This window comes from Vibrio rotiferianus CAIM 577 = LMG 21460 (assembly GCF_002741985.1).
Taxonomy (GTDB): domain Bacteria; phylum Pseudomonadota; class Gammaproteobacteria; order Enterobacterales; family Vibrionaceae; genus Vibrio; species Vibrio rotiferianus.
In genome coordinates this window covers 112861-137451 of record NZ_APHW01000111.1, presented here as the reverse complement: position 1 = coordinate 137451, position 24591 = coordinate 112861, and the positions used below count along the sequence as shown (strand labels likewise).

The following is a 24591-nucleotide window of genomic DNA, read 5'->3' as shown; positions in this document are numbered from 1 at the left end:
GTTTTGTTTTATTGACTATACCCAAGTAACCTCGAGACGCTTGGTTCAGCGAGAATATCTTGGTTTGTAGACGCAAATTACGCGAAGTTTTCTACGATGATGTCATCTGCGTTGTTAACAAACACTGCGCCTTTCTCTTCCATCTCGGCAATCACTGCATCGATAGTATCTGGCAAGACTGCGCGGCTAGATGCTAGGTTCACAATCACTTTGAAACCTAAATCGAGTGCTTGAGTGACGGACTTTTTCACACAAAAATCGAGTGCCAAGCCACCAACCACCACCGTATCGATGTGGTTGAATTTTAGGAACTCATTTGCACCTGTGGTTTTGGTGTCAGCCACGTCGTGGAAAAAGATGCCGTAAGGGTGTGCGTCTGGGTCCATGCCTTTATTCACTTGGAAATCGTACTCCAGAACAGGTGGTAGACCATCCAACAGTTCAACGCCCGTAGTACCAAGTACGCAGTGGCGGTTCCACTTAATATCCACGTTTGGTAGGCCTACTGGTTCAAGCATGTTCGCAGGCGTTTCTGCATCCCAAGCTGCTTTTGGTGGGTGCAAGTCGCGGCTGACTAATTTCAAACGACCTTTCGTGTGATTCTTTAGAAGCTCTGGAACGATGTCTAATGCGCCAGTGACTGGCAGTTCGTCAGGGCAAAGTTCGGTAAACCCTTTCTCTGGATCGACGTCGATCACAGCGGTGGTTTGGTAATTAACTCGAACTGTCATGGCAGACTCCTTGTCTGTCTTTATGCTTACGTTAGCCACGCAAGCAGTTTTGGAAAAAGGTCACTTCGTCGCTTGCTAGGGTGTACACCATGGCTGGCTTACCGCCTTTGCCTTTATTGGTGGAAGCGACTTTGTTGGTTGGCTTGAGCACACCCGAATCAATCAAGCGTCGTTTGATCGTCATGCGGCTGATGTCGATGCCAAATTCTTGATAGGCCGCGATGATGTCTGCAACTAGAAACTCTTTATCAAGTGCGAACAGCAGGACAGAGGTGTATTCGATAGAGGCGCGCAGCTTCTGCCATGCTTTTTCAATCATTTTTTGGTGATCAAAAGCGAGGGTTTCTTCACCATCAAGGATTGCTTGTAGTGGGAACCACTTTAGATGACATTCTGGTACGCCAGCGTTATCGATTTGCTCTTTGTTGTTGCGGTCAACCAAGGCATAGTGAGTGATGTTCAGGCTCCAATCTTCAGGATCGCGCTTTGGGTCCCCATCGACAAAGGCTTCACTAAAGTGACGAGGGTAGGTGTGGATTTTTTCACGGCAAATACGGCGTCGTGCCGCTTCGAAGTTCTCGTCTGCTGGGCGTCCACCTTCGTGGGTCATGTCTTTATCAAATACAAATCCGCCGGGTAGAGCCCATACGCCATGGTAAGGGCGCTCTGGATTTGAACGTTTGATCAGCAACACTTCCAACCCTTTATCGGCGCAGCCAGATAGTCTGAATGGAATGATGTCGACGGTTACGATCATGATTTGGTCCTGAGAATAATTTGTAAGTAATCTAGCGCATAACAAGTAGTCAATCAATGGGTAAGTAACCGATTGTTAGAAACATGGCGGCCACCACAGAATAATTGGCCTTAGGTATGGATGCGCTTATTTATTTGGGTTATCCACAATAACTGTCGGAATTTTGCGCGTAAAAACCTTATAAAAATGAGTGGTTAGTAACAAAAGTTGACAAACTATAAGCGGGTGTTTATTGTTTACGCAATTTAGTTAGTAACAACAAGTTATATACCCAAGTTTACCTTGTGGAAAACTTCCCGCCAACTTCGTTGGAAAAACAATAAGATGCGGTTTACACCGTACTGAGGGAATTTGGGTATAAACGAAAAAGGGCATGTAGAAGGGCTCCGAATGACCACCAATTTATTTTCGTCTCGCATCATCCAAAGTGCGTTAGATTTTGACGTATACAAAGTGAATATGATGAGTGCTGCTGCTGCGCTCTATCCTGATGCGATGGTGTCCTACAAATTCATCGTGCGTAGTGAAGAAGATCTGTCTGAATTAATGCCAGAGGTGAAAGCGGAAGTTCTTAAACTGCAAGACATCACCTTCTCTGCTGAAGAAATTGAATACATGAAGGGCGTTGCGCCTTATCTAAAACCAGAATTTGTTGATGCTCTGCACGCGTTTCGTTTTAACCCTCAACGCGATGTTTCTTTCAATATTAAAACCATGGCGGATGGTACAAGCCAATTACGCATCACCATCAATGGTCTTTGGACAGAAACCATTCTCTACGAAACCATCATCATGAGCATTGTGTCTGAAGTGCGCAGCCGTGCTCGTTGGGCAGATATTCCAGTTGAGCAGTTCCAATCTGTTTTAGAAGAGAAGGTTCGTCATCTCAAAGCAGAACTGAAACGTCGCAATATCACCAACTTTAAGTTTGCCGATATGTCGACCCGTCGTCGTTTCTCGTTCCAAGCACAACGTTCAATGTTGCAGTACCTGAGCAAAGAGTTGCCTGACTGCTTAACAGGAACCAGCAACTACCACTTGGCGAAAGAGCTTGGCTTGACACCGATTGGGACGGTGGCACACGAATGGTTTATGGGGCATCAAGCTCTGGTGAATGTTCGTGATTCGCAAAAGGTGGCTTTGCAGCGTTGGCAAGAGATGTTTAATGGTGCGTTAGGTATTGCGTTAACCGATACCATTGGTATTGATGCTTTCTTAAAAGACTTCGATGAAGAACTCAGTAATGCGTACGTGGGTGTTCGTCATGATAGTGGTTGCCCTTACACATGGGGCGAGAAGATGATCGAGCATTACCAATCACTTGGCATCGATCCAATGACGAAAACCTTAGTGTTTACCGATGGTTTAAACTTCGAGCAAGCACTGGATATTTGTGAGCGCTTCCAAGATCGTGTTCAAGTGAGTTTTGGTATTGGTACGTCACTAGCGAACGACATGGGTGATTACGCAAACGCGCAAGGCATCGCATACAAGCCGCTGTCTATTGTGATTAAGATGGTGTCATGTAATGGCTCACCAGTTGCTAAAATCAGTGATGAGCCAGAGAAAGCGATGTGCGAAGACATATTCTTTTTAATGAATTTGAAGCGTCGTTTTGAGCAGCCACTTGATCTTGACGAGTGCCGTGTACTGATCGACCGTCTAGAGGATGAAGGAGATAATTACCTCATCGACGCCTGATAAGAGAAGTGAATGATTGATAAAAAGAGTGGTGCAAAGGCATCACTCTTTTTGTGCCTCACAAACTTCGTTATATTTGATCTCGCACAGTGCCCCACACTTTGTGCGATAAGGGAGACGTTTACTGCCTGTATTGGCACGAACCCTCTTTACAATAAGCCCCTCTAGGTCGGCACTCTTTAGGTGTTTTTCTCGAACCTTCTTCCAATAATCATCAAAAGCCATACGTCACCGTGTTGTCATTTTTATTTTTATAAATTTGTTATTATTCTATGCAACACATTCCAGTTTCTAATGTCAGAAAAATCCTAAAAATCGTTAAGTAAAAGGCGATTTGTTGTAATGCTCTCGTTTCTTGATTTTTAACTTCTATGGTTTCGACAAATTTATATCGGCAAACCTAGAAGGCGATTTGGTTATAGTACAACCAGTGACTTTCCTAGGGATAAATGATGAATCTGGTTGTGCATCTGCAAAAAAAAGCGATCAACAAACACGGCTATGAGTGGGCAACGCGCCAAGCATGGAAGTGTGGAATAAAAGCAAACCTTGTTAAACGAGTGATTGGCATTTTCAAAGGTCAGATCGTGTGTGTTGTTGAAGGTTGCCGTGCTGAGCTGACGACACCCATTAACAACCCTCTGCATGACGATGAAAAACAAGGCCGTTACGTGTTTGTTGGTGGTATTTTCTGGGAGCCAAACAACATCATTGCTCCGGGTTTTCCTGACTTTATGTTTATGCACTTGCGTAGCCTTAGCCATCGTCATAAGTACCTAACGGATGATGAGCTGTTTCTAAGTTTGGCTTAAGCGCTTTGGCGAAAACTGATGACAAGCCTCTTTCTTAAATCTTTACTCGGTGCAGTTGCGGTGTTGATCATTGCTATGCTATCGAAGTCGAAAAGTTTCTACATCGCGGGTTTGGTGCCATTGTTTCCAACTTTTGCGTTGATCGCTCATTTTATTGTGGGCAGTGAACGAGATATGGAGGCCTTGCGACAAACGGCACTGTTCGGTATCTATTCTCTTATTCCTTATGCCGCGTATTTGATTTCGGTTTTCTATTTTAGTTATCGCTTGAGCTTGGTTGGCACATTAACACCGGCGACGCTTGTTTGGGTAATGTTCGCTTCGATGTTGCTTGCTTTCTGGACGCGATGGATGGTTCCTGCGTAATTATTACTCATCCTAGCAATGTAGTTAGTCGAATACTCATAGCTCACCTTGATGTGATCTAGCTCTGATTTACCTTAGCTTGCTCTTTTGCTGACGTAACTATAATAAAACAACGTTTTTTAACCTGCTAATGACAGAAGGCTCAATTTCGCCTGATGTGAATTTCAGTCCGCGATTTACTATACCGCCAAGCAAAGATAACTGTACTGGGAAGTAATCCATGAATATGAAATCTATCGCAATCGCTACAGCTGTTGTTGCTGTATTAGCAGGCTGTAAAGATAAGACGCCACCAGCACCAACAGAAGCGAACATCACGCTTGTTGAAGCGGTAACTGAAACAGTGAAGAACCCACACCAAGTTTGTAAGGACGTGGTTGTTACTCACCAAGTAGCACCAAAGGATAACAACAAGATCCTTGGTACTGTAGGTGGTGCAGCAGCAGGTGCTGCGCTAGGTAACCAAATTGGTGGTGGTTCAGGTAAAGTGATTGCTACTGCAGCTGGCACAATTGCGGGGGCTATGGCTGGCCGAGAGATTCAAGACAATGTTCAGAAGGGGGACGTTGTGACATCGACTGAGAAGCAATGTCACACTGAATACACGACTTCTGAGAAAGTAGTCGGTTACGATGTCACTTATGAAGTGGCAGGCGCTCCAGCTACTGTGCGTATGAAGAGCAAGCCTGCAGGTAAGACATTCCCAATCCAAGATGGAAAAGTGGTTCTTCCTCAATAATTGCCAACGAATTTGAATACAAAACAAAGCCCTTTTGTTCACTGAACGTAAGGGCTTTTTTAATTTTAGTATTTGTCGTTTAGGGCTACTTATCCGCGAAATAATCAACCAGCGTTTTACGCCATTTTCGTGATTCACGAATTTGCAGTAGAGCACGATTGATCTCTTCTTCGTAAGGATTGTTTTCCGTAATGATAAAGCCGTAGTTCTGCTTTTCTAGTTGGTATGGCAACACCTCCAAATCTTCAAATTTTCCTGATAATTTGCCACTACCAATCATATATTTGAGTACCACGTCGTCAGCAACGATAGCTTCGACTTCGCCATTATCTAACGCGGTTAAAAGTGTCGTCATATCTGGATAGTCTTTGTGACGAATACCAAAGCTGGTAAGCAGTAAAGAAGAGGTGGTTGCGGTTTTGGTACCGACTTCAACATTGGCAAGATCATTGATGCCCTTAATTTGTGAGGAACCTTGGCTAAGGGTGAGTTTACTGGCTAGTACTGCAGTAATACTGGCGATGAAAAGCATGCTGAAAACGCCAATAAATACTGTAGCGATTCGTCCCGTTAAGCTCTTAAATTCGAAGTAGTTGAAAGGCCCCCGAGTGATGAAGAGCAGGCCAAGAATAAAACTTTCAATCCAGCGACCAGTTTTGCTTTTCATTGAATAGAGCTTTTCATTTTTGCCTTCTTCTATCGCATAGAAAAACGCCCCGACTAACCCAGCTACCAGCACTATAGCAGCAACGATAAACCACAATGCGGGGTTCAAAAAGATAGATTGCAAAGTATGCAGATAACCTTGATTTTTTACAGCTATCGCGAGGTGGGTTTCAAAGAAAGAATGAGAAAAGTCGGCAAACAGCTCACGTTCAGGGGTGATTGAGATGCAAGAAACACCAATATCGATTGTTTCTGTTTCTATCGCATTGAGTAGGTCACCCAAAGGGTGATTTTCAAAACTAAATTCGACATCCATTTCTTTGGCGATCTGCTCCCACAACTCAATACTGAGGCCGTTTAGGTTATTATCGGCAGAGCTATAACGAAGGGAGGGCATGAGTAAGTGCCCACTTTAAGTGTAGAAGCGTTTGAGGGAGTGCTGAGTAAGGAAAGGAGAAAAAATATTGAAATTACAAAAGATTGAAGATTCGATTTAAAACTACTTAGCATGCGCAGATCCTCAAAAAGAGGCAGCGGTGAATTGAATCGATAGCGAAGACTCGCTAGAAATTGCAGAGTGTTTAGAACTTTCGAGAGGTGATGACGAATTCAATACTGCCCTAATTTTATTATTTACTGTTTTAACTATAGCAGTTGATGTCCAGTGCACTTCTTAACCTTGGTACTTATGAGCTTCGTTCTGTGCTGCTTGCTTACAAAAGTAAAGAAAATGATGGTTTCTTAAGCCTCTGTAAGCGCACGTAAGAACCAACATAAAACGGGATTTTTTTGTTTATCATTCCTAGTAATTTTGAACGGCGTTTTATTGAGGTAAGGAATGAAGAAACAAATATTAACCATGAGTATTCTAATCGCGTTAACAGGCTGTGGCTCCGAAGGAAAGAGCAACGACTCGACGGTAACGAATAACTCGAGCGTGTTCACTTCTCAATGCGGAGATCAGCTTTCGTCACAAGAGCCCGGTTTATCATTCGTAGTAAAGGGGGATGTCGCGGAACTGAAAGGGGTTATTTGTCAGGGGTCACCAAAGGCATTTGAACAAATGATGGCAAAGCATCGCAATATCAAGCTGCTCAAGTTTGTGAGCATTGATGGCTCTGTTGATGATGAGTCAAACCTTGAACTGGCGTATCAAGTGCGCGCTAAACAGCTAGATTCTTACATTGCCGCGAATGGGTCAATTGCCTCGGGAGGTACGGACTTATTCTTGGCGGGAGCAAACCGAACTATTGAAAGGGGCGCAACGATAGGTGTTCATTCATGGGCAACCGAAGACCAAGTTGCAACGGATTTCCCTGTTGGCCACAAATACCATCAACCATACATTGATTACTACAAGAAGATGGGTTTACCTGATCCAGAAGGTTTCTATTACTTCACCATTCATGCCGCACCTGCTGAAGGTATGCATAATATGACTGAGCAAGAAATTACGGCTTATGGGCTTGGAAAGGTGGTTTCTTCTGGTGAAACGGCTTTAGCAAGTGAAGTTGATAGTCAGCTTTTTGTACAATTCAATTCGTCTTTGAATGCTCTCAAGGTTCAATCAATTTGGGGAGGTTATGGTAACTACCTGAGTAAAGCTCCGACTTATATGTTGCGTTTGGACGAGAAAAGCAGCACGCCAGTTACTGCTTTTCTGGTTAATCCAAATAGAGCTCCTGATGGCGCGCAAAAGTTGGGGATGAACGAAAGCGGCGCGTTGAATATCTACAAGTATGAACCCAATATGCACATCTTCCATGATGCGATAAATAGAGGTAACGGAGCATACGAAAGGCAATATACGTTTAATGGAGCGAAGTACTATCTACAAGTGTATAAGCCATCAGAGACCTTTATAAAAGGCGAGCATCAACGTAATACTATTGCATTAGCCGTGCATGAAATGTTCCATGATTATCAGGATGAACACTTTAAATATCCTGCCAACCACTTCAATGAGCTTACTGGCTATCCAGTGAATGTAGAGCAGATTACATATAAGCTTGCGGTACTCAATTTGTTCAAGTCTTTGCCTAAAGTTATGACGCAAGATGAAGCCAAATCCATGCTCAAACAATACATTGCCCTAACTCAAGAGCAGATCAATATTGATAACAGCAGCAAGCAATATGCGAAGAATATGGGGTTAGGGCAAGAGCTGTTTGAAGGTAGCGCTTGGTATGTTGAAGTGATGGCTTTGAGAAATGCGTTGCCAAACTTTTCCGACTTAAAATTTGTAGAGCCCTATGCATTTACCACAAATTACCAGAATCGAGAGAGTGTGGAATCTCAATTTGGGTGGGGCTATTTTTACCCAAGTGGTGGAGCAGCAATTTATGCGTTAAAAGCGGCAGGCTACGACATTCTTCAATTAGAAAAAGGCGTGACTCCCTTTGAGGCAGCGAAGCAGGTGGTTGGGACGTTCGATCTAACAGACACCTTGAATCAGATTAAGCAGAGCGATGAGTTTAAAACCATGGAACAGAGTGCGGCTACCATCAATGCGATCAGGTAGTAGCGAGAGGTTGTTAGCGAGGGACGATGTTCGTCTCTCGTTGCATTCTTTTGCCTCCAAAAACTGTGCACTCTAATCGGACAGAGTTAGTTTGGCTAGATAAAATTGCCCGCCTTTGGAAGGAGAATGTATGGAAGATTTCTATCTCAATCAACGAGGGCTAGCGAGTTACTATGAGGTTCAGTGGCTTGATCATCTTTTAGAAAAAGGACTGATTGGAGAGCTGACTAGTCAATCAAAGAAAGTGCCTTTTTCATTTATTCAGTCTTCGCACTGTATTGAAGTTGCTAGCTTTATTGAACATGCTGTGAGAAAAGCGGGAATAATGCCGAAAAGCCTGCTTGAGGTTGGCGCAGCATTAGGCCGAAACTTTTATGAGACCACCGCTAGACTGAACTCTATCCAAAAAGCGACGTTGGTTGAGCCTTCCAATTTGTTGCTGTCAGGGTTAAAGCAAATATTATTTACCCCTCCACTGGCGGCTTTCAATTACATCTATAGCTTAGATGAGATGAAGTCGTTCGAGTTCGAGAATCAACATTTGGTAGGAGATTGTCAGCGTTTAGATGTTGAGTTTGTGGATCAGCCGTTTAGTAGCGGGACGATCAATACTAAACATGACTTAGTGGTTTGTTTAAACGTACTCGATCAGTGCGACTCTCCACTAGAAATGGTGAATGCGCTAAAAAGTGCAACGAATGTTGGCGGAATACTGGTTGCTTCTTGTACCTACCAGTGGAACAAAAAACACATCCAGAACATGGACGAAGCTGTAGATGATATCAATGATTACTTTGACCAGAATTGGCAGCGAGTTTCAGAAGCTAATCACGAGTATCGGATTCGCTTCAATGATCGCTTTTCTCGTCTGTTTCTATCTCATGCGGTAGCGTACATTAGAAAAGCTTAGAGCTTGAATTTTTGACTTTAAAATACAAAAGCCGAGCGATGAGTGCTCGGCTTCTTTAGATGACTTACGCAGCTGGCGCTTGATGGTGCTGTTGCTCTTCTGCAAGTTTTGCGGCTTGCGCTTGTTTTTGCTTTCTGCGCTCGCGTTTAGATAGCCAAATCAGAGGCACGACAATCATCACGGTACCAATTGCCATAAAGATATCCGGCACTTCACCAAACCAAATCAAACCAACGATTACTGCACCAATCAAGCCGCTGTATTCTGCGCTGGCAATCTTATTGCTGTCGATAGAACGATAAGCTAATACACAGGTAGCTGCGTAAATCATGATGAACAAGCTTGAACCGGCCGCTACAGGGAATGAGCTCCAATCCCATGCCTCACCTTCAATAAATACTAACAACAGTGATACCGGCATACCTGCTAAGTTGGTCATCAAAAGCGTGTGTGGTACGGATTGATTCTTTGGCAGCTTACGGATCAACAGGTTGTTGATCGCGAGCGTTAGCGCCACGACTAATGCAGACAACGCGGCCCAATCAATTTGGTCTGGGCGTATAATCACCAGCACACCAGCAAAGCCCATTACCGCTGCTGCGATTGATTGAGTGGAGAGTTTTTCTCCGAAGAAGATCGCCGCCAGTGGCAGCATGATTAAAGGCGCGGCATAGAAGATTGCGTTCGCGGTGGCGAGTGGCATCGACGAGATGGCAAACACCATGAAAATTGCGCCTGTTAGCCAGACATGCGCACGAACTGCATGCCACTTAAAACCTTCCATTAATGGCGCTTGTTTTGTGAACAGGTATACGGGTAACAACATCATCACAGCTGAAAGTTGTCGGTAGAACACAAACTGAAAAACTGGCACCTCATTACCGACACTTTTGATCAAAGCGTCTGAGAGCACCGCAACTAGGTTACCAACAATTAATAGCAGCATCGCTGCACCGACAGATGTGACTTTCACGTTATTCCTCTCCTCATTCTTTGCCAAAGAGTAGGTGATGTCATAGGATGAAGTGAAATGATATTTATTAGTTTAAGTATGAGTTTTTTAGATAATGAAGTTACCACCTCTTAGAGCGGTCCACTGTTTTGAATCCGTTGCGCGTAATTTGAGCTTTTCCCTTGCTGCGGAAGAGCTCAATGTAACCCAAAGTGCAGTGAGCCATCAGATTCGAGTATTAGAAGACTATCTTGGTGAAGCCTTGTTTATTCGTCAGGGGCGTAAGTTGTCACTCTCAGATACCGGCTTTCGTTACCTCGAAGATATCAGCCCTGCTATTAGTGCCATTGCTATGGCCAGTCAGAAGGTACGTGAAGGAGAAAAGGGCAGTCTACGTTTGGCGATTTACAGTTCGCTAGCCGTGAAATGGTTGATACCTAGATTGGCAGACTTTAAGCGTCAACACCCCGAAATCGATCTAACGCTTAACATGGTTGCTGGAGATCCAGAGCAAACTGACAGTGTGGGTGATTGCTTTATCACGGTACAAAAGCCAAAGCGCAACTACATGGCGGTTCGCCTGTATGATGAGACGTTGTATCCGGTGTGCAGCCTCAACATCTGGAAGGAAATTCAGGACCAGCCTATGCCCGATGCACTTTGGCATTATCCAATTCTTTCCACTGATTCTATTTATCGTGAGCGGGGTAAAGATTGGGCGGAATGGTGTAAAGCCGGAGGGTTTGAGTTGCCGAAAGACATCGATATGCAACACTTCAGCCATATGCTTCTGGCGATCGAAGCAGCGCGCTACGACCAAGGCATCACATTCGCCAATGACTTTATGTTGAATGAACGCGACAAGGCTCAGGATCTGGTTTATATCCCCTCCCACGGATTGGAAACCGGGGACAGTTTTTACTTTGTGCATAAGAAGAATCGAGCACGCCAACCAGAAATCATAAAGTTGACCAACTGGCTTAAACAACAATGTCTGTAGGGTAATTGGGGTGATTTCAGTAAGACTCTCCCTGCGGTGCTAGACTTAATTTAGGCAGGTCAGTTGGGAGAGTATCATGAGCTACGCGCACATTTTAGTTGCAGTAGATTTATCAGATTCGAGTCGAGCAGTCATCGACAAAGCCATTTCGATGGCAAAAGATGCAAATAGCAAGGTGTCCTTTGTTTTCGTTGATCACGATAGAGTGGCGCTGGAATCGAAGGACGAACAAAAACTCATGCAAGAGCTTAAAGCCTTAGCTGAACAAAGTGATTATCCGATTACCGAGACCATGGTGGTGGTTGGTGATCTGCATATCAAGCTTGCTGGTGTAGCGAAGGAGCACAACATCGATTTAGTGGTCTGTGGCCATCATCATAAGTTTATGAGCCGCTTATTCTCCTCAATCCCGAAGCTCGCCAATGCCATTGAGGCCGATTTGTTGGTTGTGTATTTGGAATGAGCCCTAATTCAACATTCAAAGTAAAAGGGAGGCTATGCTAAGCCTCCCTTTGCTGTTCTATTACGGCGTTACTGCTTTTTGATCAACGCCTTGATCACGTCAATTGTGTACAGCTGACAATCCACCGCAGTTTGCGGATCGAAGTCTTGTTTGTGTTGGTCTGTGTTCGACAAAATACGAATGCCGACAAACGGTACTTGGTAAGCTTGAGCAACCAATGCTGCTGATGACGTTTCCATCTCTTCAACAGACGTACCATAGGTTTCATGGAACCAGTTGATACGGTCTACTTCGCGGTTCCATTCGTCCGCTGAACCAATCAAGCCTTTCACAACTTGGCCTTTTTTGTATCCTTCAGACAAAGAAAGAGCAGTTTCAACCAATGCTGGATCCGCTTTGAACTGTTTATGTTCAACAAACTCACCGTTTTCACGTAGACGCATGGTTACGTCGAAGTTCTGCCACTTGGTTGGATCGATGCCTTTGCCTTTTTCAGCAAATTCAGACTTGTAAGAGCCCATGTTAAAACTTACTTCACCAATAACAATGTCACCACGGTATAGCTTAGGATCGTGGCCGCCAGATGTGCCCTGGTTGATGACGTATTTCGGGTTGAAATGCTCAATCGCTAGCGTTGTAGAAGCAGCAGCGTTCGCCAATCCTACTTCAGTGCGAGATACCACCACTGGGTAACCGTCGATGTCACCCTGCCAAAACGTCCAAGAGCCAACGGTGGTTTCTTTCGCATCATTTAAAGCTTCAACTAGTGTGCTGGTTTCAATATCCATCGCACCTTGAACAAGGATTGGTTGAGTTTGAGCGAAAACAGAGAAGGAAAGTACTGCAGGAATAAGTGCAGCGAAACGTTTAAATATTTGCATACGACATACTTACAAATGAAAAAGATGGCGCAATCTACCAATGGCAATCGTTTGCGTCAATTGGTGCCATTGTTATTTTTCTCAATAAATGAAGATTCTTGATTGTCGTTCTAATGAACGAGAATAAAAAATCCGAGCGGGGGAGGCTCGGATTGGGTCCTTATCAGGATTAGATGAAATCGCTACTCAGCATTAAGGCATCTTGCTTAGGTTGTAGAATGACGCTAGCTCGCCTGTCGCTTTTTCGCCGTTCATATCCAGCTTCATTAACATGTTTTCACCAACGAAGTATTGGTTTGGTGCGGCTTCGTCAACCAGTGTGATAGTGTTACCTGACTCGTTCCAAGTGAACTGACCTTCAGATTTAAATTCACCATCCTCTTTGCCTTTATATACTTGAACCAATGTATAGCTGCCATCTGGGTTTAAGGTTAGAGTTGTGTCAATACTCGCACAATCGGCACATGGCAATTTACCTGTGTACGTGCCATTCCAATCTAATGCATTTTGCGCGTTGTGTGCTGAGTCAACAAATGTTTCTGTTGTGATCACTTGCTCTTCTTCAATCGGTGTCGCATCAATGGTTGTTTCAACTTCTGTTGCTTGAGGTACATCAGTCGCGGTGCTCTCCTTTGGTTTCTCATCCTGACAGCCCGCCAAAGTAAATACAGCAGCCATTGTTATTGCTAGTAATGTCTTGTTCATTTGATTCCTCTTTAAATCAACGAGTTGATATACCAAAATGATCTCGTCGCATGTATGCTAAGGTCACTTGGGTATACCGTGATAATAATAGACTTGTTTCCTAGACCTGCGTCAGAACAAAGCAAACCATTGAACAGCTTTTGTTAGAAAAATTCTTTAACGTCAGTGATTTGCAAAGAAGAAGGAATAGGAAAAGAAAATGGAAGAATTCTACATAGGAGCCCTTCGGGTATTAGGGGCGCTTGTCCGTTGGATTATTATCGACTTTGTCCTCGAAATAGTGAGCTATTACCTTGGGTATCTTGGTGTGTCTATTCTCACTTTGGGCAAACGTCCACACAAACCGGTATCGGACGCGATGCGTTTACGTATCAGCTATTTTGGTATTTTGTTGTTGGTTTTGATCTTTGCATTTATGATTTGGCTTTCGTAGTGCGATTTTAAAGCGTCACCAGAAAAAAGGCTCATCCGATGATGAGCCTTTTGCGTATTAGGATGCCTTATCCATTGCTGGAGGCGTTTTTACCTCCTTTGGCGGCGACGCCTCTTCAGAGTTATCAGTGAAGATTTCAGCGACGGCGCTGCGTTCTAGTTCGCCTTGCAGATTACCTTCATCATCCACAACTGGCAGTGAGTAGTCACAAGACATGGTGTCTGGAAGCACTTCTTCAATGACAGAATCGGGCGAAACAACCGGCACTTCTTCATAGATCTCTTCTGCCAGCTCTTGCGCAGCATCCATCTTCGCGGCATCTAGTAAGCTTTCTTTGGTGACGACACCTTGGTAGCCTTCGTCCGTTACGTGGTATGCATAGTCTTGCTTCACGCGTTTCATTTCGATAAGAGCTTCTTCAATGGTCGTAGCGGTAATACGATACGCTGGTGGTTGCATTACGGTTTCTACCGTCAGAGCCCTTGCTCGGTTTACGTCCTTAACGAAGGCTTCTACATAGTCATCGGCAGGGTGGAGCAGAATCTCGTCTGGAGAACCTTGCTGAACTAATTCGCCATCTTTCAAGATAGCGATACGGTCACCCAAACGAAGTGCTTCGTCCAAGTCGTGAGTAATGAAGATGATGGTTTTGTGTAGCTTCTCTTGCAGTTCGATAAGCTGATCTTGCATCTCACTACGGATCAATGGATCGAGTGCGGAGAAAGCTTCATCCATTAGTAGGATTTCGGCATCAGTAGCTAAAGCGCGAGCCAAGCCGACACGCTGTTGCTGGCCGCCAGAAAGCTGTGCAGGGTATTGATTCTCGTAACCTTTAAGACCAACCGTTTCCAACCACTCATTAGCTTTCGCAAGACGCGCTTCTTTTTTGATACCTTGGATTTCCAAGCCGTAAGCGACGTTGTCAACCACAGTGCGGTGAGGCAATAGACCAAAACGTTGGAATACCATCGACATCTTATGACGACGAAACTCCTCCAGTTCGGTCGCTGAAAGCTGCATTACATCCACGCCCTCAACCAATATTTGCCCCATGGTCGGGTCAATCAGACGGTTGAAGTGGCGAATCATGGTTGACTTACCAGAGCCTGACAGCCCCATAATGACAAAGATTTCGCCTTTGTTAATTTGCAGATTGATGTCTTTCAAACCAACAGTATGTCCCGTATCAGCAAGAATCTGGTCTTTACTCTGCCCTTGCTTTACTCGCTCAATAACGGTTTTTGGCTTTGGTCCGAAGATCTTATACAGCCCGCTGATTTCAATAAGTGGCTTAGTCATGTTTCAGATCTCCTAAGTGCGCTTGCGTTCGTTTCGCGTAAGCTTGCGATGCACGGTCAAACAGAATAGCCAATGCAACGATCGCTAAGCCGTTAAGCAGACCAAGCGTGAAGTACTGGTTGGTGATTGACTTTAATACAGGCTGACCTAAGCCTTTCACGCCAATCATAGAAGCAATAACAACCATAGAAAGCGCCATCATGATGGTTTGGTTAATTCCAGCCATGATGGTTGGCATTGCCAAAGGTAATTGCACGCCAACTAAGCGCTGTTTTTTACTGGCACCAAAGGCGGTAGCAGCTTCAAGTACTTCTTTATCTACCAGTCGAATGCCTAAGTTGGTCAAACGAATCACAGGTGGGATTGCGTAGATAACAACCGCAATTAAGCCAGGGATCTTACCGATACCAAGAAGCATAACGACAGGTATTAAATAGACAAACGCGGGCATGGTTTGCATCACGTCAAGCAGTGGTGTCACGACCGATTGCACGCGATTCGAGCGGGCCATGGCAATACCAATCGGAATGCCGAGTGCAATGGCGAGCATGGTACACACAGTGATGATGCTGAGTGTCCGCATCGTGTCTTCCCACATACCGAAATAGCCGATCAGTATCAAAGAGCCAAAGCAGGCAACAGCCAGCTTCCAGGAACGACTCGCTGCATATACTAAGGCGACGCAGACGCCAAGGATGATCATCCATGGTGTTGAAATGAGTAGTTTTTCGAACCAAACGAGAAATGAGAGAAGAGGGTCGAAGAATGATTCAATGAGGTCGCCGTATTCACGAGAAAAATCGCGGTAGGCGCCATCTAAGGTTTTGCGGATGGCTCTAAGATCTGAGCGATCCATTTCTGGGAATTCGCTAAGCCAATTCGAGTCAGACATGTTTACTTCCTTTTCTTGCCGAGACTCAAGCGAGTCTCGGCATACAACAATGCGGTATTCCTATACCGTTTACGAAACGTCTAAGTCTTACAGTGCACTTTGCACTTTTTTAGCTACGTCTTGAGGAACCCATGCAGTCCAGATCTGTGGGTAGTTTTCTAGGAAATGGAACATGGTTTCTTCACCGTCGGCTTGGTTGTCTTCCATCCATGCCAATAGCTGGTTCATGTCCGCGTTGGTGAAACCACGTTTAGTGAAGTAGTTGTAAGCGGCTGGAGAGCGTGAAGCAAACTCTTCAGTCGTAATCGTATGAACTGGTGAAGGTGGGTACATAGTTGGTTTTGGCGCATCACACTCTGCTTGAGTGGTACAGTTTACAAACTCATCCAAGTTTACACCGCTACCGAAATCCACTTTTACCATGTCGTACTTACCTAGAACCGCAGTTGGTGCCCAGTAGTAACCGAACCACGCTTCTTCACGCTCGTAAGCTTTTGCAATCGAGCCTGACAGACCGGCACTTGAGCCTGGATCAATGATGTCAAAACCTGAGTCAGCAAGATCCATTGCTTTGAACAGGTTGCCAGCACTGATTTGACAGTTCCAACCGGCAGGGCAGCTGTAAAATGCCGATTTTGCTTTGTCTTCTGGGTGAGAGAACAGCTTCGCGTGTTTTTTCACACCTTCGATGGTTTTCATTTCAGGGTATTGCTTAACAAGGTAGGCTGGGATCCAGAAACCCTCTTCGCCACCATCGACTAACGCTTTGCCTGCAAAACGAAGGCGTTTTTCTTCAACACCTTTGTCTAGCGCATCTTTGAGGCTGTTACTCCAAAGTTCTGGTGCCACATCTGGTTGCCCTTTTTCGATCATTGAGGTGCCAGTTGGCATGGTGTCGCCAGGGATGAGTTCGGCATCACAGCCGTAGCCGTGCTCAAGAATAAAACGGTCCACATTGGCAATCAGTGTTGCAGAATTCCAGTTCATATCTGCAATGGTAACCGTTCCACACTCACTTGCGTTTGCGTTGGTCGCTGCTAGCGCACCAATCGCTAGTAGTAAGGGAGTTTTGTACGTCATATTGAGTTTCCTTTCTCTAAATAGCTCACTTAGGGTAACGAATTAATCATTAGTGTTCAAATTAATGTATTAGATGAATTATAGCTTTATTTGTTAACGGGTGTGAAAACGATGGTGAATATTTGATGAAAATGCCCTCATAAATGAGAGGTTTTTTATCGATGTATGTCAATGAATCGTATGGTGGTTTGTATGTGTTGTTGCATTATTATTAGATGTCTAACGAATATTTCGCTGTAAACGTTATTTTTGCAAACTAAGATATTGTCATATGCCAAAAACTATAATTGGCATATGCCATAAATGGGCGTAAGGTGAAGGCGTTTTGTAGAGAGGATGTGATGGCGAGACCAAAAATAGAAAGACGCATATGTGGACGTGCAGCACACCATTGTTTTAAGCCCAATGGCGTGCCGTTTTATGAATTAGAGAAAGTCGACATATTGCCAGAAGAACTGGAAGCATTGCGTTTGGCGGATCTAGAAGGTTTAAGCCAACAGCAAGCTGCCGACCAAATGGGAGTCTCTCGCCAGACCTTTGGTAATACGGTTAAGAGCGCGCGTTTTAAAGTTGCGAAAAGCCTAGTTGAGGGTCATGCACTTGTTTTTCCTGACCAGGAGTCAAACTCATGATTTATGCCATTCCAAATGACGGCGAACGCGTCGCCAATCACTTTGTTAAAGCCCCATATATTGCTATTTACTCCGATACGGAAGGGTTGTTGAAGAACCTCGCTAATATTGCTGCTATGCCGCAAGCTGGCTGCAAAGCCAAGTCACAACTCATTCAATCTCTACAAGAGTATAAAGTCGATGCGGTGTTGGTTCGTAATATAGGCGAGCGTGCGCTTGGCAAGCTTCTAAGTAGCGGTAAGCAGGTGTTTAAGCTCTCAACACGCAGTTCACTGGATGATGTGATGGGTGTTCCTCGTTCAGCGTTAACTGTAGCGACACAAGGGCGTCCTTCTATCAACCATGCCAAAAAAGGTGGTTGCGGCGGTTGTGGTAGTAAAAAAGCGCCTTCGGTATTGCTAAATCCCAAATCTCAATCAAAAAACGCGCTTATGACGCTTCGCCCGACTAAGCTTAAAGCATTAGTTTCTTCTTACGTAAAAGAGGTGAAGTAATGGTTTGGCTGTTCACTTTTGTTGGGTTCTTAGCCATCATTTTGTTGATGTCGCTCGGTGTGATCTTTCATAACAAGCGCATTCAAGGCAGTTGCGGTGGCTTGAACAATGTAGGCGTCGATAAAGTGTGTAATTGCGAGACCACTTGTGCAGAGAACGAACGCCGCTTTTATCAGATCCAAGAGCCAAGCCCAAAAAGATAACGCTTAGCTCAAACTATCCTCTAACGCCACTGGCTCACACCAGTTTGGTAATGTTTGTCGAAACCATTCTATGTATTTGCTGGCTTGCGGATTGTTTCTGGAAACCAGCAGATTTGTTACCTCAATTACGATCTAGGCTTTTGCTAACAAGATAGCAGTAGCGAGCTCTGACTCTATGCCATTACCGCCAAGCTCTATATATCGTTTTGCTACTTGTTCATAGTCTTTGAGAGTACCCATTCCCGCAACTAACGGCGAAAGATCAATCGCCGGATGCCCGATAGAAAAACGTTCCCAATCGAAAAGTACCAAGTCACCATTGTCCCTTAGCCCCCAGTTGCCAGCATTACTGTCTCCGGAGAGTAGCGTTTGGGACTTGAATAGGTATTGTGCTTTGGTTTGAAAATGGCGCAAGCAAGCCTCGGTGCGCGCATCTAGTTGGAGAGTTTCAAGTGCAGAGGTGGTTGCTTGTTCTGTCCAGTTATGGGCTTTAAATATTGCGTTATCGCTTGGTGGTGATGTCTGATGAATTTGCACAAGGCGGCTTAGGATTCTTGGATCTTGCAGGAGGAAGTCTTGCTCGATTTGGTGAGGAATATACTCAATCCACAATGTATCTTGCTCAGTATCAAACCCAACAAACTCGGGAACAAGAATGCCTAGCTGGTTGAACGTTGCAGAATGTTGTTGATAAAAGGCCACTTCAACTTGTGTCGGGTTGCGCTTCTCAATGACTTTGCGACCTTCCATTTCGACCAGATAAACTTGGGCACTGCCCATTTGGTTGAGCTCTTTTCGTGACATCAATCTGCTTTCCTTGCTGAGTGAAACTCCAAGATAAACATGGGGAAGCCAATTGCCAACTTCAAAATGCGCTATTGCTCGCAAATACATCTTGAACTGATGCGAATAGTTAGCACTTAACTGGCTGAATTTAGGATCATTTATTGACGTACTCTATGTTCCTAAGAGGTTGTCGATGAGCAGTAAACTGGTTGATTTTTCGGTGCATATTCCCATTACTCCTGAGCTGTTTGAGTTTCAAACTGAAGTAAAGGAGAAGCTGTATGACTTTAATCATGCACGACCTTCCGAGCATTTGAAGAAGGCTGAGATCATCAAGTCACTGCTTGGCAGTGCGAACGGTGTGAATATTGTGCCGCCTTTCTATTGTGACATGGGTAACAACATCCACTTTACTCAAGGTGGCTTTCTGAATGCAGGTGTCACTATTCTCGATCTTGCGCCTGTTCACATTGGTGAGTACGTGCAAATTGGTCCGAATGTCGTGATCAGTACGGCGGGGCACCCATTTGAGCTTGCGGAGCGTGTTCGTCCAATCGCAACGGGCAACCCGATTAGTATTGGTGACAGCGTCTGGATTGGCGCGGGTGCTATCATTCTTGACGGTGTGGCAATCGGTGACCGAGCAATTATTGGTGCTGGAAGTGTAGTGACCAAAGACATTCCTGCAGACAGCGTTGCAGTCGGTAATCCATGTCGTGTAGTGAAGACCATTAAGCAAAGTGAAATGCCATCCGAAGAAGAGATCATCGAAATGTGGCGACCTTTGATGGAAATGAAGTTGGATTGATATTGTCAAGAAGATCAAATTTTCAATGGTTAGCTTTTGCGCATTTTTTGTTCGCTTCTACACTTAAGGTTCGTCTTAATAAAGGAGAACTAAAATGGCATTTATGAAGCAGGATATCCCAAACCGTGTAACGGTGTACCATGACAATGTCGATCAGGAACAAGAACTAAAGAATGCGATGTTGCCAGAGAAGCCACGCTACTTTAACGGTTCTCCTACCTATAAAGCCGACAGTGTAGAACAGTTTCAAACGAAGCTCGATCAGATTGGTATGTCTTTAGACAAATAAAGACCAAGAGAATACAACAACGCCCCCAAGCTTTGAGGGCGTTTGTTTTTTTAGGGGATAAATGAGAGAGGTTAGTTTTGCTGCGTCGCTTCATTGCACACTTGTTTTTGCACCGCTGGTGGTGCTGGTTCGTAGTGGCTGAGCGTCATATTAAAGCTGCCTTCACCGCCAGTAATTGATCGTAGACGACGAGCATAATCTTGTAACTCGTTCACTGGAGATTTCGCTCTTAGCATAGTGAAGTTAGCATCGATTGGCTCAGTCCCTTCAATCAGTCCACGATTGCCAGATAGGTCGCCGGAGACATCACCCACATTCGCAGTTGGAATGTGAAGCTCCATTTGAACAATCGGTTCGAGCACAATAGGATCTGCATTGTTGATCGCATCTAAGAAGGCTTTCTTACCGGCGATGACAAACGCGATTTCTTTTGAGTCGACCGAATGATACTTCCCGTCGTAAACCGTAACTTCCACATCTTTGATTGGATTACCAGAAATTGCCCCTTCTTCTAGCGCTTGAACAATACCTTTTTCTACGGCTGGTATCAGTGCAGTAGGAATGGAGCCGCCCACTACTTTATTTATGAATTTAAAGCCTGAACCACGCTCAAGTGGACGCACCTTTAGTTGCACTTCGCCAAACTGTCCCGCCCCACCGCTTTGTTTTTTATGGCGGTAGTGACCTTCTGCTGGCTTGGTAATGGTCTCAAAATATTCAACGCTTGGTTGGCTGGTTTCCACTTCCAGTTTGTAGACCGAAGACATTTTCTCAAGCGCGACTTTTAGATGGAATTCCCCCTGACCACTGATGATGGTTTCATTAGTGCGTGCGCGATGTTCGATTCGAAGAGAAGGATCTTCACTGGCAATTTTGTTCAGTACGTCACCGAGTTTTTGTTCGTCCCCACGTTTGACTGGTTTGAGGCATAGCGAGTACATCGAGTCTGGGAAGTTGAGGGTTTTGAGTTGTACGCCATCTTCTTCATGAGAGTCATGAACAATGGAATCAAACTCTAGCTCATCGACTTTAGCGAGTACGCAGAAATCGCCAGCAAGCGCTCTTGGGATTTCAGTTCTATCTTTGCCTTGCAATTGGTAGAGATGACCGACTTTAAATGCTTTGTTGCTTTCACCAATGTAGAGCTGGCTGCCTGCGTTGATTTCGCCTTGGTAAACACGTAAATAGGCGAGCTTGCCCATGTAGGGGTCGACGCTGATCTTGTACACATGCGCCACGCTGTGCTCAAGTGCTTCACAGTTTACTTTGACCTTCTTGCCGTTTTTCTCCAACAGTGGTGGGTTGCCTTCATTTGGCATCGGCATGATTTCCGCTAGGGTTCTCAGCAGCAGTTCTACCCCTGCGCCTGTTTCGGACGACACAAAGCAGATTGGGATCACGTGCCCGGTTCTTAATGCTTCTTCAAATGGATCATGCAGCTGCTCTGGTGTCAGTTCGGAACCTTGTTCGAGGTACAGTTCCATCAACTCTTCATCGACTTCGATGACTTGGTCAATCAAGGTTTCATGAGTTTCATCGACTTGAGAAAGTAAGGTTTCGCGCTCAATTTCTGGCTCAAAGTAGCAATCTACAACCGATTGACCATCGGCAGCAGGTAAGTTGATCGGTAAGCAGTTATCCCCGAAATGCTCGATGATGTTTTCCATCACAGCCTCGAGTTGGTTACCGTGATTGTCGAGTTTGTTAATGATGATCATCTGGCACTTTTGCTGCTCTTTGGCAAAGGCGAATAAACGGTCAGAAGTTTGGTTGATGGGCATTTGTGGGTCGATGATCAGCGCTGAGGTTTCAACGGCAGGGAACACGCTGAGCGTGCGTCCGAGCAGTTCACTCTGTCCGGGAGTGTCGATGATATTGAGGCGGTGTTTGTTCCAGCTGAGGGTGACTGGAGTGGCTTCGATGCTGTGTTGATATTGGATGGATTGTTGGTCGAAATCGGTGACGGTATCGCCTTTTTCCACACAACCTAAATGGTTGGTGGCTTGGCAGGTGTAGAGCAGTTTTTCTATCAGAGTGGTTTTGCCGGTACCCGTTTGACCGACAAAAGCGACGTTGCGGATCTTATTGATAGGCATAGAGCCTCCTTGCAAATGACTTGCGAAACCGAACATGTCTTTGTAGACATCAACGATTCCAAAGCAAACCTGATATCAGGCCATGAACTGCATTGGAGTAGGGCGGGTTTACCGCCTTTTCGTCTTCCATGTCATTTTTCGGATGACTCTATACATACAACCACCACCTTGCTGAAATAAGATAAGGGGTTACTACAACACTAGCATGCCGTAATAGCAGTATAATTTATGTGACTTATTTCATGCTGGAAGTGATTGTTTTTTAATCTGGATCATGAAATGGGGAATGCGATGATCGCCTACTCATTAGAGAATAATTTTACCCTGTTCATAAACCAGAGCTGAGTCGACGTCTTGACCAAGTAAGACTGGGCCATCTAAGTCGACCACTTTCGATTGTGCCGCTATGGGTAGCGCTGCACGCATTGCTAATGAAGTGCCTAGCATGCAGCCAGACATCAAGGTAAAGCCAAGGCGTTTCGCCTCTTCTGCAAGCAGCAGGGCTTCAGTCAAGCCTCCGGTTTTGTCGAGCTTGATGTTCACCATTTCGTATTTACCCACTAACTCATGCAATTGCTGACGTGTATGACAACTTTCGTCAGCACAAAGTGGAATAGGATGCAAAATGTCTTTCAGCTTATCATCGTCACTCGAGGGCAAAGGTTGCTCAATCATTGCAATATTCAGTGGCGCTAGCGCAGCAAAAGTGGCGCCTAAGTCGAGATCTTGCCACGCTTCGTTTGCATCCAGCACTATCATCGCCTCGCCAACTGCTTCGCGAACAGCGCTCACACGCTCAATCACTTGTTCGCCATCAAGCTTTACTTTAAGCAATTTAGCGCCCTGTTCTATGTAACTGCGGGTCTGGTTTGCCATCGCCTCTGGTGTGTTAATCGACACGGTCATCGCCGTGACAATCGACGTCGGTAACTCAAACAATTCTTGAGCATGTTGCTTGCCAGCTAGCTTGGCCTGTAAGTTCCACATCGCGCAGTCGAGTGCATTGCGCGCAGCGCCACCAGGGAGAAGGGTTTGCAGCTTTTCTCTTAGGGAGGCAATGTTAATGCCCCCTTGGGTAAACAGAGCTTGTAGTTCATTAGCCGTTTGAGAAATGGCTTTAAGAACCGATTCCACTGACTCTCCGTAACGTGGGTATGGCGTACATTCACCTTGGGCACTGATGCCACTCTGCTCTATGGTCACTCGCACCACATGACATTCTGTTCGACTGCCACGGGAGATACGGAAAGGTGTCGCCATCGCAATGGTGACGGGCTCTACATGAATTTTCATTGCGTCTACAACCCTTAAATCGCAATAATGTGTTGAGCAATTTGCTCTACGCCAAAACGCACAGGGTCGGTGACAGGTACTTGGTATTTCTCAGCCCAGTAGCGGCAAAGCTGTGCGGCACCACCTTCATCGATTGCCGAGGTATTCAAGCAGATCCCAACAAGTTGTGCGTTAGGGTTTGTTAAACGTGCTGCTTGCAAATTTGCCTCGATGGTTTGCTCAATCGTTGGCAATTTAGCATGAGGAAGGTTGCGAATGTGCGGGCGCCCGATCTCGTGACACAATACCAAAGCGTCAGCTTGTGCACCGTGAAGCAAACCTAAACTCACGCCCGCAAAAGAGGGGTTAAACAGCGAACCTTGTCCTTCAATGATGTCCCATTCGTGGTTAGTAAACTCAGGCTGATAGTTTCAACCGCGCCAGAGATAAAGTCCGCGACGACCGCATCAATGGAAATACCGCTGCCAGCGACTAAGATGCCAGTTTGACCTGTGGCTTTGAATTCGGCTCTACAGCCAGATTGTTGCAGTGCTTTCTCGATCGCGAGGGCTGAGAACATCTTGCCAACCGAGCAGTCAGTACCCACAGTAAGCAGGCGTTTACCCGAGCGCGCTTTACCATTGCCTACTTTCAGCGGTTCATCATAATGGCGTACATCGTGCAATTCGGTTAGGCCACGTTGCTGTAAGTCATTCAAAGGCGCAAATTCAGAAAGACGTTGATGCATACCTGAGGCAATTTCAAACCCCATTTCCGCCGCTTCTAGTAACGTCGCCTGCCATGATTCAGGAATAACACCGCCAGGGTTTGCTGTACCGATGATGAGCGTTTTCGCGCCTAGCTGCTGAGCCTGCTGCAGCGTCATGTCGGTTAAACCTAAGGAAACGGTTTCTGATGTTAGACGGAGCTGGCCTAAACAAATCTCTGGGCGCCATTGATGAATACCACGCGCGGTTTTTGCTGCGAGTGGGTCGGTGACGTCGCCAAGAAAAAGTAGGTACGGCTGAGCGATTTGCATGATGGTTCCCTTATTCATTCAATACGTTTTCAGACAATGTAGTCAGTTTGAAGAGGGAAGCCGA

At 45.3% G+C, this 24591-nt stretch carries 25 protein-coding genes and 3 pseudogenes; 14 read left to right on the top strand and 14 right to left on the bottom strand.

Annotation, left to right across the window (positions count from 1 at the left end):
* Positions 1-77: 77 nt before the first annotated feature.
* The gene (locus B853_RS25300) at positions 78-731 is read right to left on the bottom strand and encodes a nicotinamidase (RefSeq protein WP_010453099.1); all 654 of its coding nucleotides are present in this window, start codon (positions 729-731) and stop codon (positions 78-80) included.
* Between the two features lie 31 nt (positions 732-762).
* Positions 763-1488, bottom strand: coding sequence for an NUDIX domain-containing protein (locus B853_RS25295; protein WP_009697909.1), 726 nt, complete (start codon positions 1486-1488; stop codon positions 763-765).
* Between the two features lie 390 nt (positions 1489-1878).
* On the opposite strand from B853_RS25295, the gene pncB reads away from it, so the two are divergent.
* A complete protein-coding gene (gene pncB, locus B853_RS25290) occupies positions 1879-3189 on the top strand; it encodes a nicotinate phosphoribosyltransferase (protein ID WP_038885565.1) in 1311 nt (436 codons plus the stop codon).
* 42 nt (positions 3190-3231) lie between these two features.
* Here the strand turns inward: pncB and B853_RS26860 are convergent, their stop codons facing one another.
* Positions 3232-3414 carry a hypothetical protein gene (locus tag B853_RS26860; protein ID WP_005429476.1) on the bottom strand — a complete coding sequence of 61 codons (183 nt, stop codon included), beginning with the start codon at positions 3412-3414 and terminating at the stop codon, positions 3232-3234.
* 227 nt (positions 3415-3641) lie between these two features.
* Between B853_RS26860 and B853_RS25280 the strand changes: the two genes are divergently transcribed.
* From B853_RS25280 to B853_RS25270, 3 genes are all read left to right on the top strand, one after another.
* On the top strand, positions 3642-4001 hold the full coding sequence (locus B853_RS25280) for a hypothetical protein (protein ID WP_010453094.1): 360 nt from the start codon (positions 3642-3644) through the stop codon (positions 3999-4001).
* A gap of 18 nt (positions 4002-4019) precedes the next feature.
* Positions 4020-4367 carry a GlpM family protein gene (locus B853_RS25275; protein ID WP_038885567.1) on the top strand — a complete coding sequence of 116 codons (348 nt, stop codon included), beginning with the start codon at positions 4020-4022 and terminating at the stop codon, positions 4365-4367.
* Positions 4368-4587: 220 nt separating this feature from the next.
* On the top strand, positions 4588-5106 hold the full coding sequence (locus B853_RS25270) for a glycine zipper 2TM domain-containing protein (protein ID WP_010453090.1): 519 nt from the start codon (positions 4588-4590) through the stop codon (positions 5104-5106).
* Positions 5107-5191: 85 nt separating this feature from the next.
* Here the strand turns inward: B853_RS25270 and B853_RS25265 are convergent.
* Positions 5192-6282: pseudogene (locus tag B853_RS25265) on the bottom strand (transporter substrate-binding domain-containing protein).
* Positions 6283-6610: 328 nt separating this feature from the next.
* Here B853_RS25265 and B853_RS25260 point away from each other — a divergent pair.
* Positions 6611-8293: a hypothetical protein gene (locus B853_RS25260; protein ID WP_038885570.1), complete on the top strand. Its 1683-nt coding sequence runs from the start codon at positions 6611-6613 to the stop codon at positions 8291-8293.
* Between the two features lie 130 nt (positions 8294-8423).
* Positions 8424-9203, top strand: a complete 780-nt coding sequence (locus B853_RS25255; protein ID WP_038885572.1) for a class I SAM-dependent methyltransferase — start codon at positions 8424-8426, stop codon at positions 9201-9203.
* A gap of 64 nt (positions 9204-9267) precedes the next feature.
* On the opposite strand, the gene B853_RS25250 is transcribed toward B853_RS25255, so the two are convergent.
* Complete coding sequence (locus B853_RS25250; RefSeq protein ID WP_038885574.1) at positions 9268-10176, bottom strand: DMT family transporter; 909 nt, start codon at positions 10174-10176, stop codon at positions 9268-9270.
* A gap of 94 nt (positions 10177-10270) precedes the next feature.
* Between B853_RS25250 and B853_RS25245 the strand changes: the two genes are divergently transcribed.
* Together B853_RS25245 and B853_RS25240 are read left to right on the top strand one after the other, a co-directional pair.
* Entirely contained in the window at positions 10271-11155 is an 885-nt protein-coding gene (locus B853_RS25245; protein ID WP_038885575.1) for a LysR substrate-binding domain-containing protein, read from the top strand.
* Between the two features lie 76 nt (positions 11156-11231).
* Entirely contained in the window at positions 11232-11618 is a 387-nt protein-coding gene (locus B853_RS25240; protein WP_010453080.1) for a universal stress protein, read from the top strand.
* Positions 11619-11686: 68 nt separating this feature from the next.
* On the opposite strand, the gene B853_RS25235 is transcribed toward B853_RS25240, so the two are convergent.
* Positions 11687-12499 (bottom strand): 5'-methylthioadenosine/S-adenosylhomocysteine nucleosidase, encoded by an 813-nt coding sequence (locus tag B853_RS25235; protein WP_038885579.1) that lies wholly within the window; start codon positions 12497-12499, stop codon positions 11687-11689.
* A 192-nt stretch (positions 12500-12691) separates the two neighbouring features.
* Positions 12692-13204, bottom strand: a complete 513-nt coding sequence (locus tag B853_RS25230; protein WP_038885581.1) for a copper resistance protein NlpE — start codon at positions 13202-13204, stop codon at positions 12692-12694.
* 199 nt (positions 13205-13403) lie between these two features.
* Between B853_RS25230 and B853_RS25225 the strand changes: the two genes are divergently transcribed.
* Positions 13404-13637 (top strand): hypothetical protein, encoded by a 234-nt coding sequence (locus tag B853_RS25225; protein WP_010453074.1) that lies wholly within the window; start codon positions 13404-13406, stop codon positions 13635-13637.
* A gap of 57 nt (positions 13638-13694) precedes the next feature.
* On the opposite strand, the gene B853_RS25220 is transcribed toward B853_RS25225, so the two are convergent.
* The 3 genes from B853_RS25220 to B853_RS25210 form a co-directional block, all read right to left on the bottom strand.
* Positions 13695-14936: a quaternary amine ABC transporter ATP-binding protein gene (locus tag B853_RS25220; RefSeq protein ID WP_038885582.1), complete on the bottom strand. Its 1242-nt coding sequence runs from the start codon at positions 14934-14936 to the stop codon at positions 13695-13697.
* Positions 14929-15828, bottom strand: coding sequence for an ABC transporter permease (locus tag B853_RS25215; protein WP_071235175.1), 900 nt, complete (start codon positions 15826-15828; stop codon positions 14929-14931). The genes B853_RS25220 and B853_RS25215 overlap by 8 nt, the downstream gene beginning before the upstream one ends.
* Before the next feature lie 87 nt (positions 15829-15915).
* The gene (locus B853_RS25210; RefSeq protein ID WP_038888021.1) at positions 15916-16908 is read right to left on the bottom strand and encodes an ABC transporter substrate-binding protein; all 993 of its coding nucleotides are present in this window, start codon (positions 16906-16908) and stop codon (positions 15916-15918) included.
* Positions 16909-17249: 341 nt separating this feature from the next.
* Between B853_RS25210 and B853_RS25205 the strand changes: the two genes are divergently transcribed.
* The 3 genes from B853_RS25205 to nqrM are packed head-to-tail and all read left to right on the top strand — an operon-like array spanning position 17250 to position 18237.
* On the top strand, positions 17250-17540 hold the full coding sequence (locus tag B853_RS25205; protein WP_038888023.1) for a DUF134 domain-containing protein: 291 nt from the start codon (positions 17250-17252) through the stop codon (positions 17538-17540).
* Positions 17537-18034, top strand: coding sequence for a NifB/NifX family molybdenum-iron cluster-binding protein (locus B853_RS25200; RefSeq protein WP_010453064.1), 498 nt, complete (start codon positions 17537-17539; stop codon positions 18032-18034). Before B853_RS25205 ends, B853_RS25200 begins: the two co-directional genes overlap by 4 nt.
* On the top strand, positions 18034-18237 hold the full coding sequence (gene nqrM / locus B853_RS25195) for a (Na+)-NQR maturation NqrM (RefSeq protein ID WP_038888025.1): 204 nt from the start codon (positions 18034-18036) through the stop codon (positions 18235-18237). Before B853_RS25200 ends, nqrM begins: the two co-directional genes overlap by 1 nt.
* A 3-nt stretch (positions 18238-18240) precedes the next feature.
* Here nqrM and B853_RS25190 read toward each other — a convergent pair.
* Positions 18241-19041: pseudogene (locus B853_RS25190) on the bottom strand (phosphotransferase).
* Positions 19042-19216: 175 nt separating this feature from the next.
* On the opposite strand from B853_RS25190, the gene B853_RS25185 reads away from it, so the two are divergent.
* The gene (locus tag B853_RS25185) at positions 19217-19831 is read left to right on the top strand and encodes a sugar O-acetyltransferase (protein ID WP_128827052.1); all 615 of its coding nucleotides are present in this window, start codon (positions 19217-19219) and stop codon (positions 19829-19831) included.
* 94 nt (positions 19832-19925) lie between these two features.
* Positions 19926-20120 (top strand): hypothetical protein, encoded by a 195-nt coding sequence (locus tag B853_RS25180; protein WP_005429524.1) that lies wholly within the window; start codon positions 19926-19928, stop codon positions 20118-20120.
* A gap of 71 nt (positions 20121-20191) precedes the next feature.
* Here B853_RS25180 and fusA read toward each other — a convergent pair whose 3' ends face one another.
* From fusA to dgcN, 3 genes and pseudogenes are all read right to left on the bottom strand, one after another.
* Positions 20192-22216, bottom strand: a complete 2025-nt coding sequence (gene fusA, locus B853_RS25175; RefSeq protein ID WP_038882851.1) for an elongation factor G — start codon at positions 22214-22216, stop codon at positions 20192-20194.
* 306 nt (positions 22217-22522) lie between these two features.
* Positions 22523-23509, bottom strand: coding sequence for an N-acetyl-D-Glu racemase DgcA (gene dgcA, locus B853_RS25165; RefSeq protein WP_038882850.1), 987 nt, complete (start codon positions 23507-23509; stop codon positions 22523-22525).
* A 14-nt stretch (positions 23510-23523) separates the two neighbouring features.
* Positions 23524-24527: pseudogene (gene dgcN / locus B853_RS25160) on the bottom strand (N-acetyltransferase DgcN).
* Positions 24528-24591: the final 64 nt, after the last annotated feature.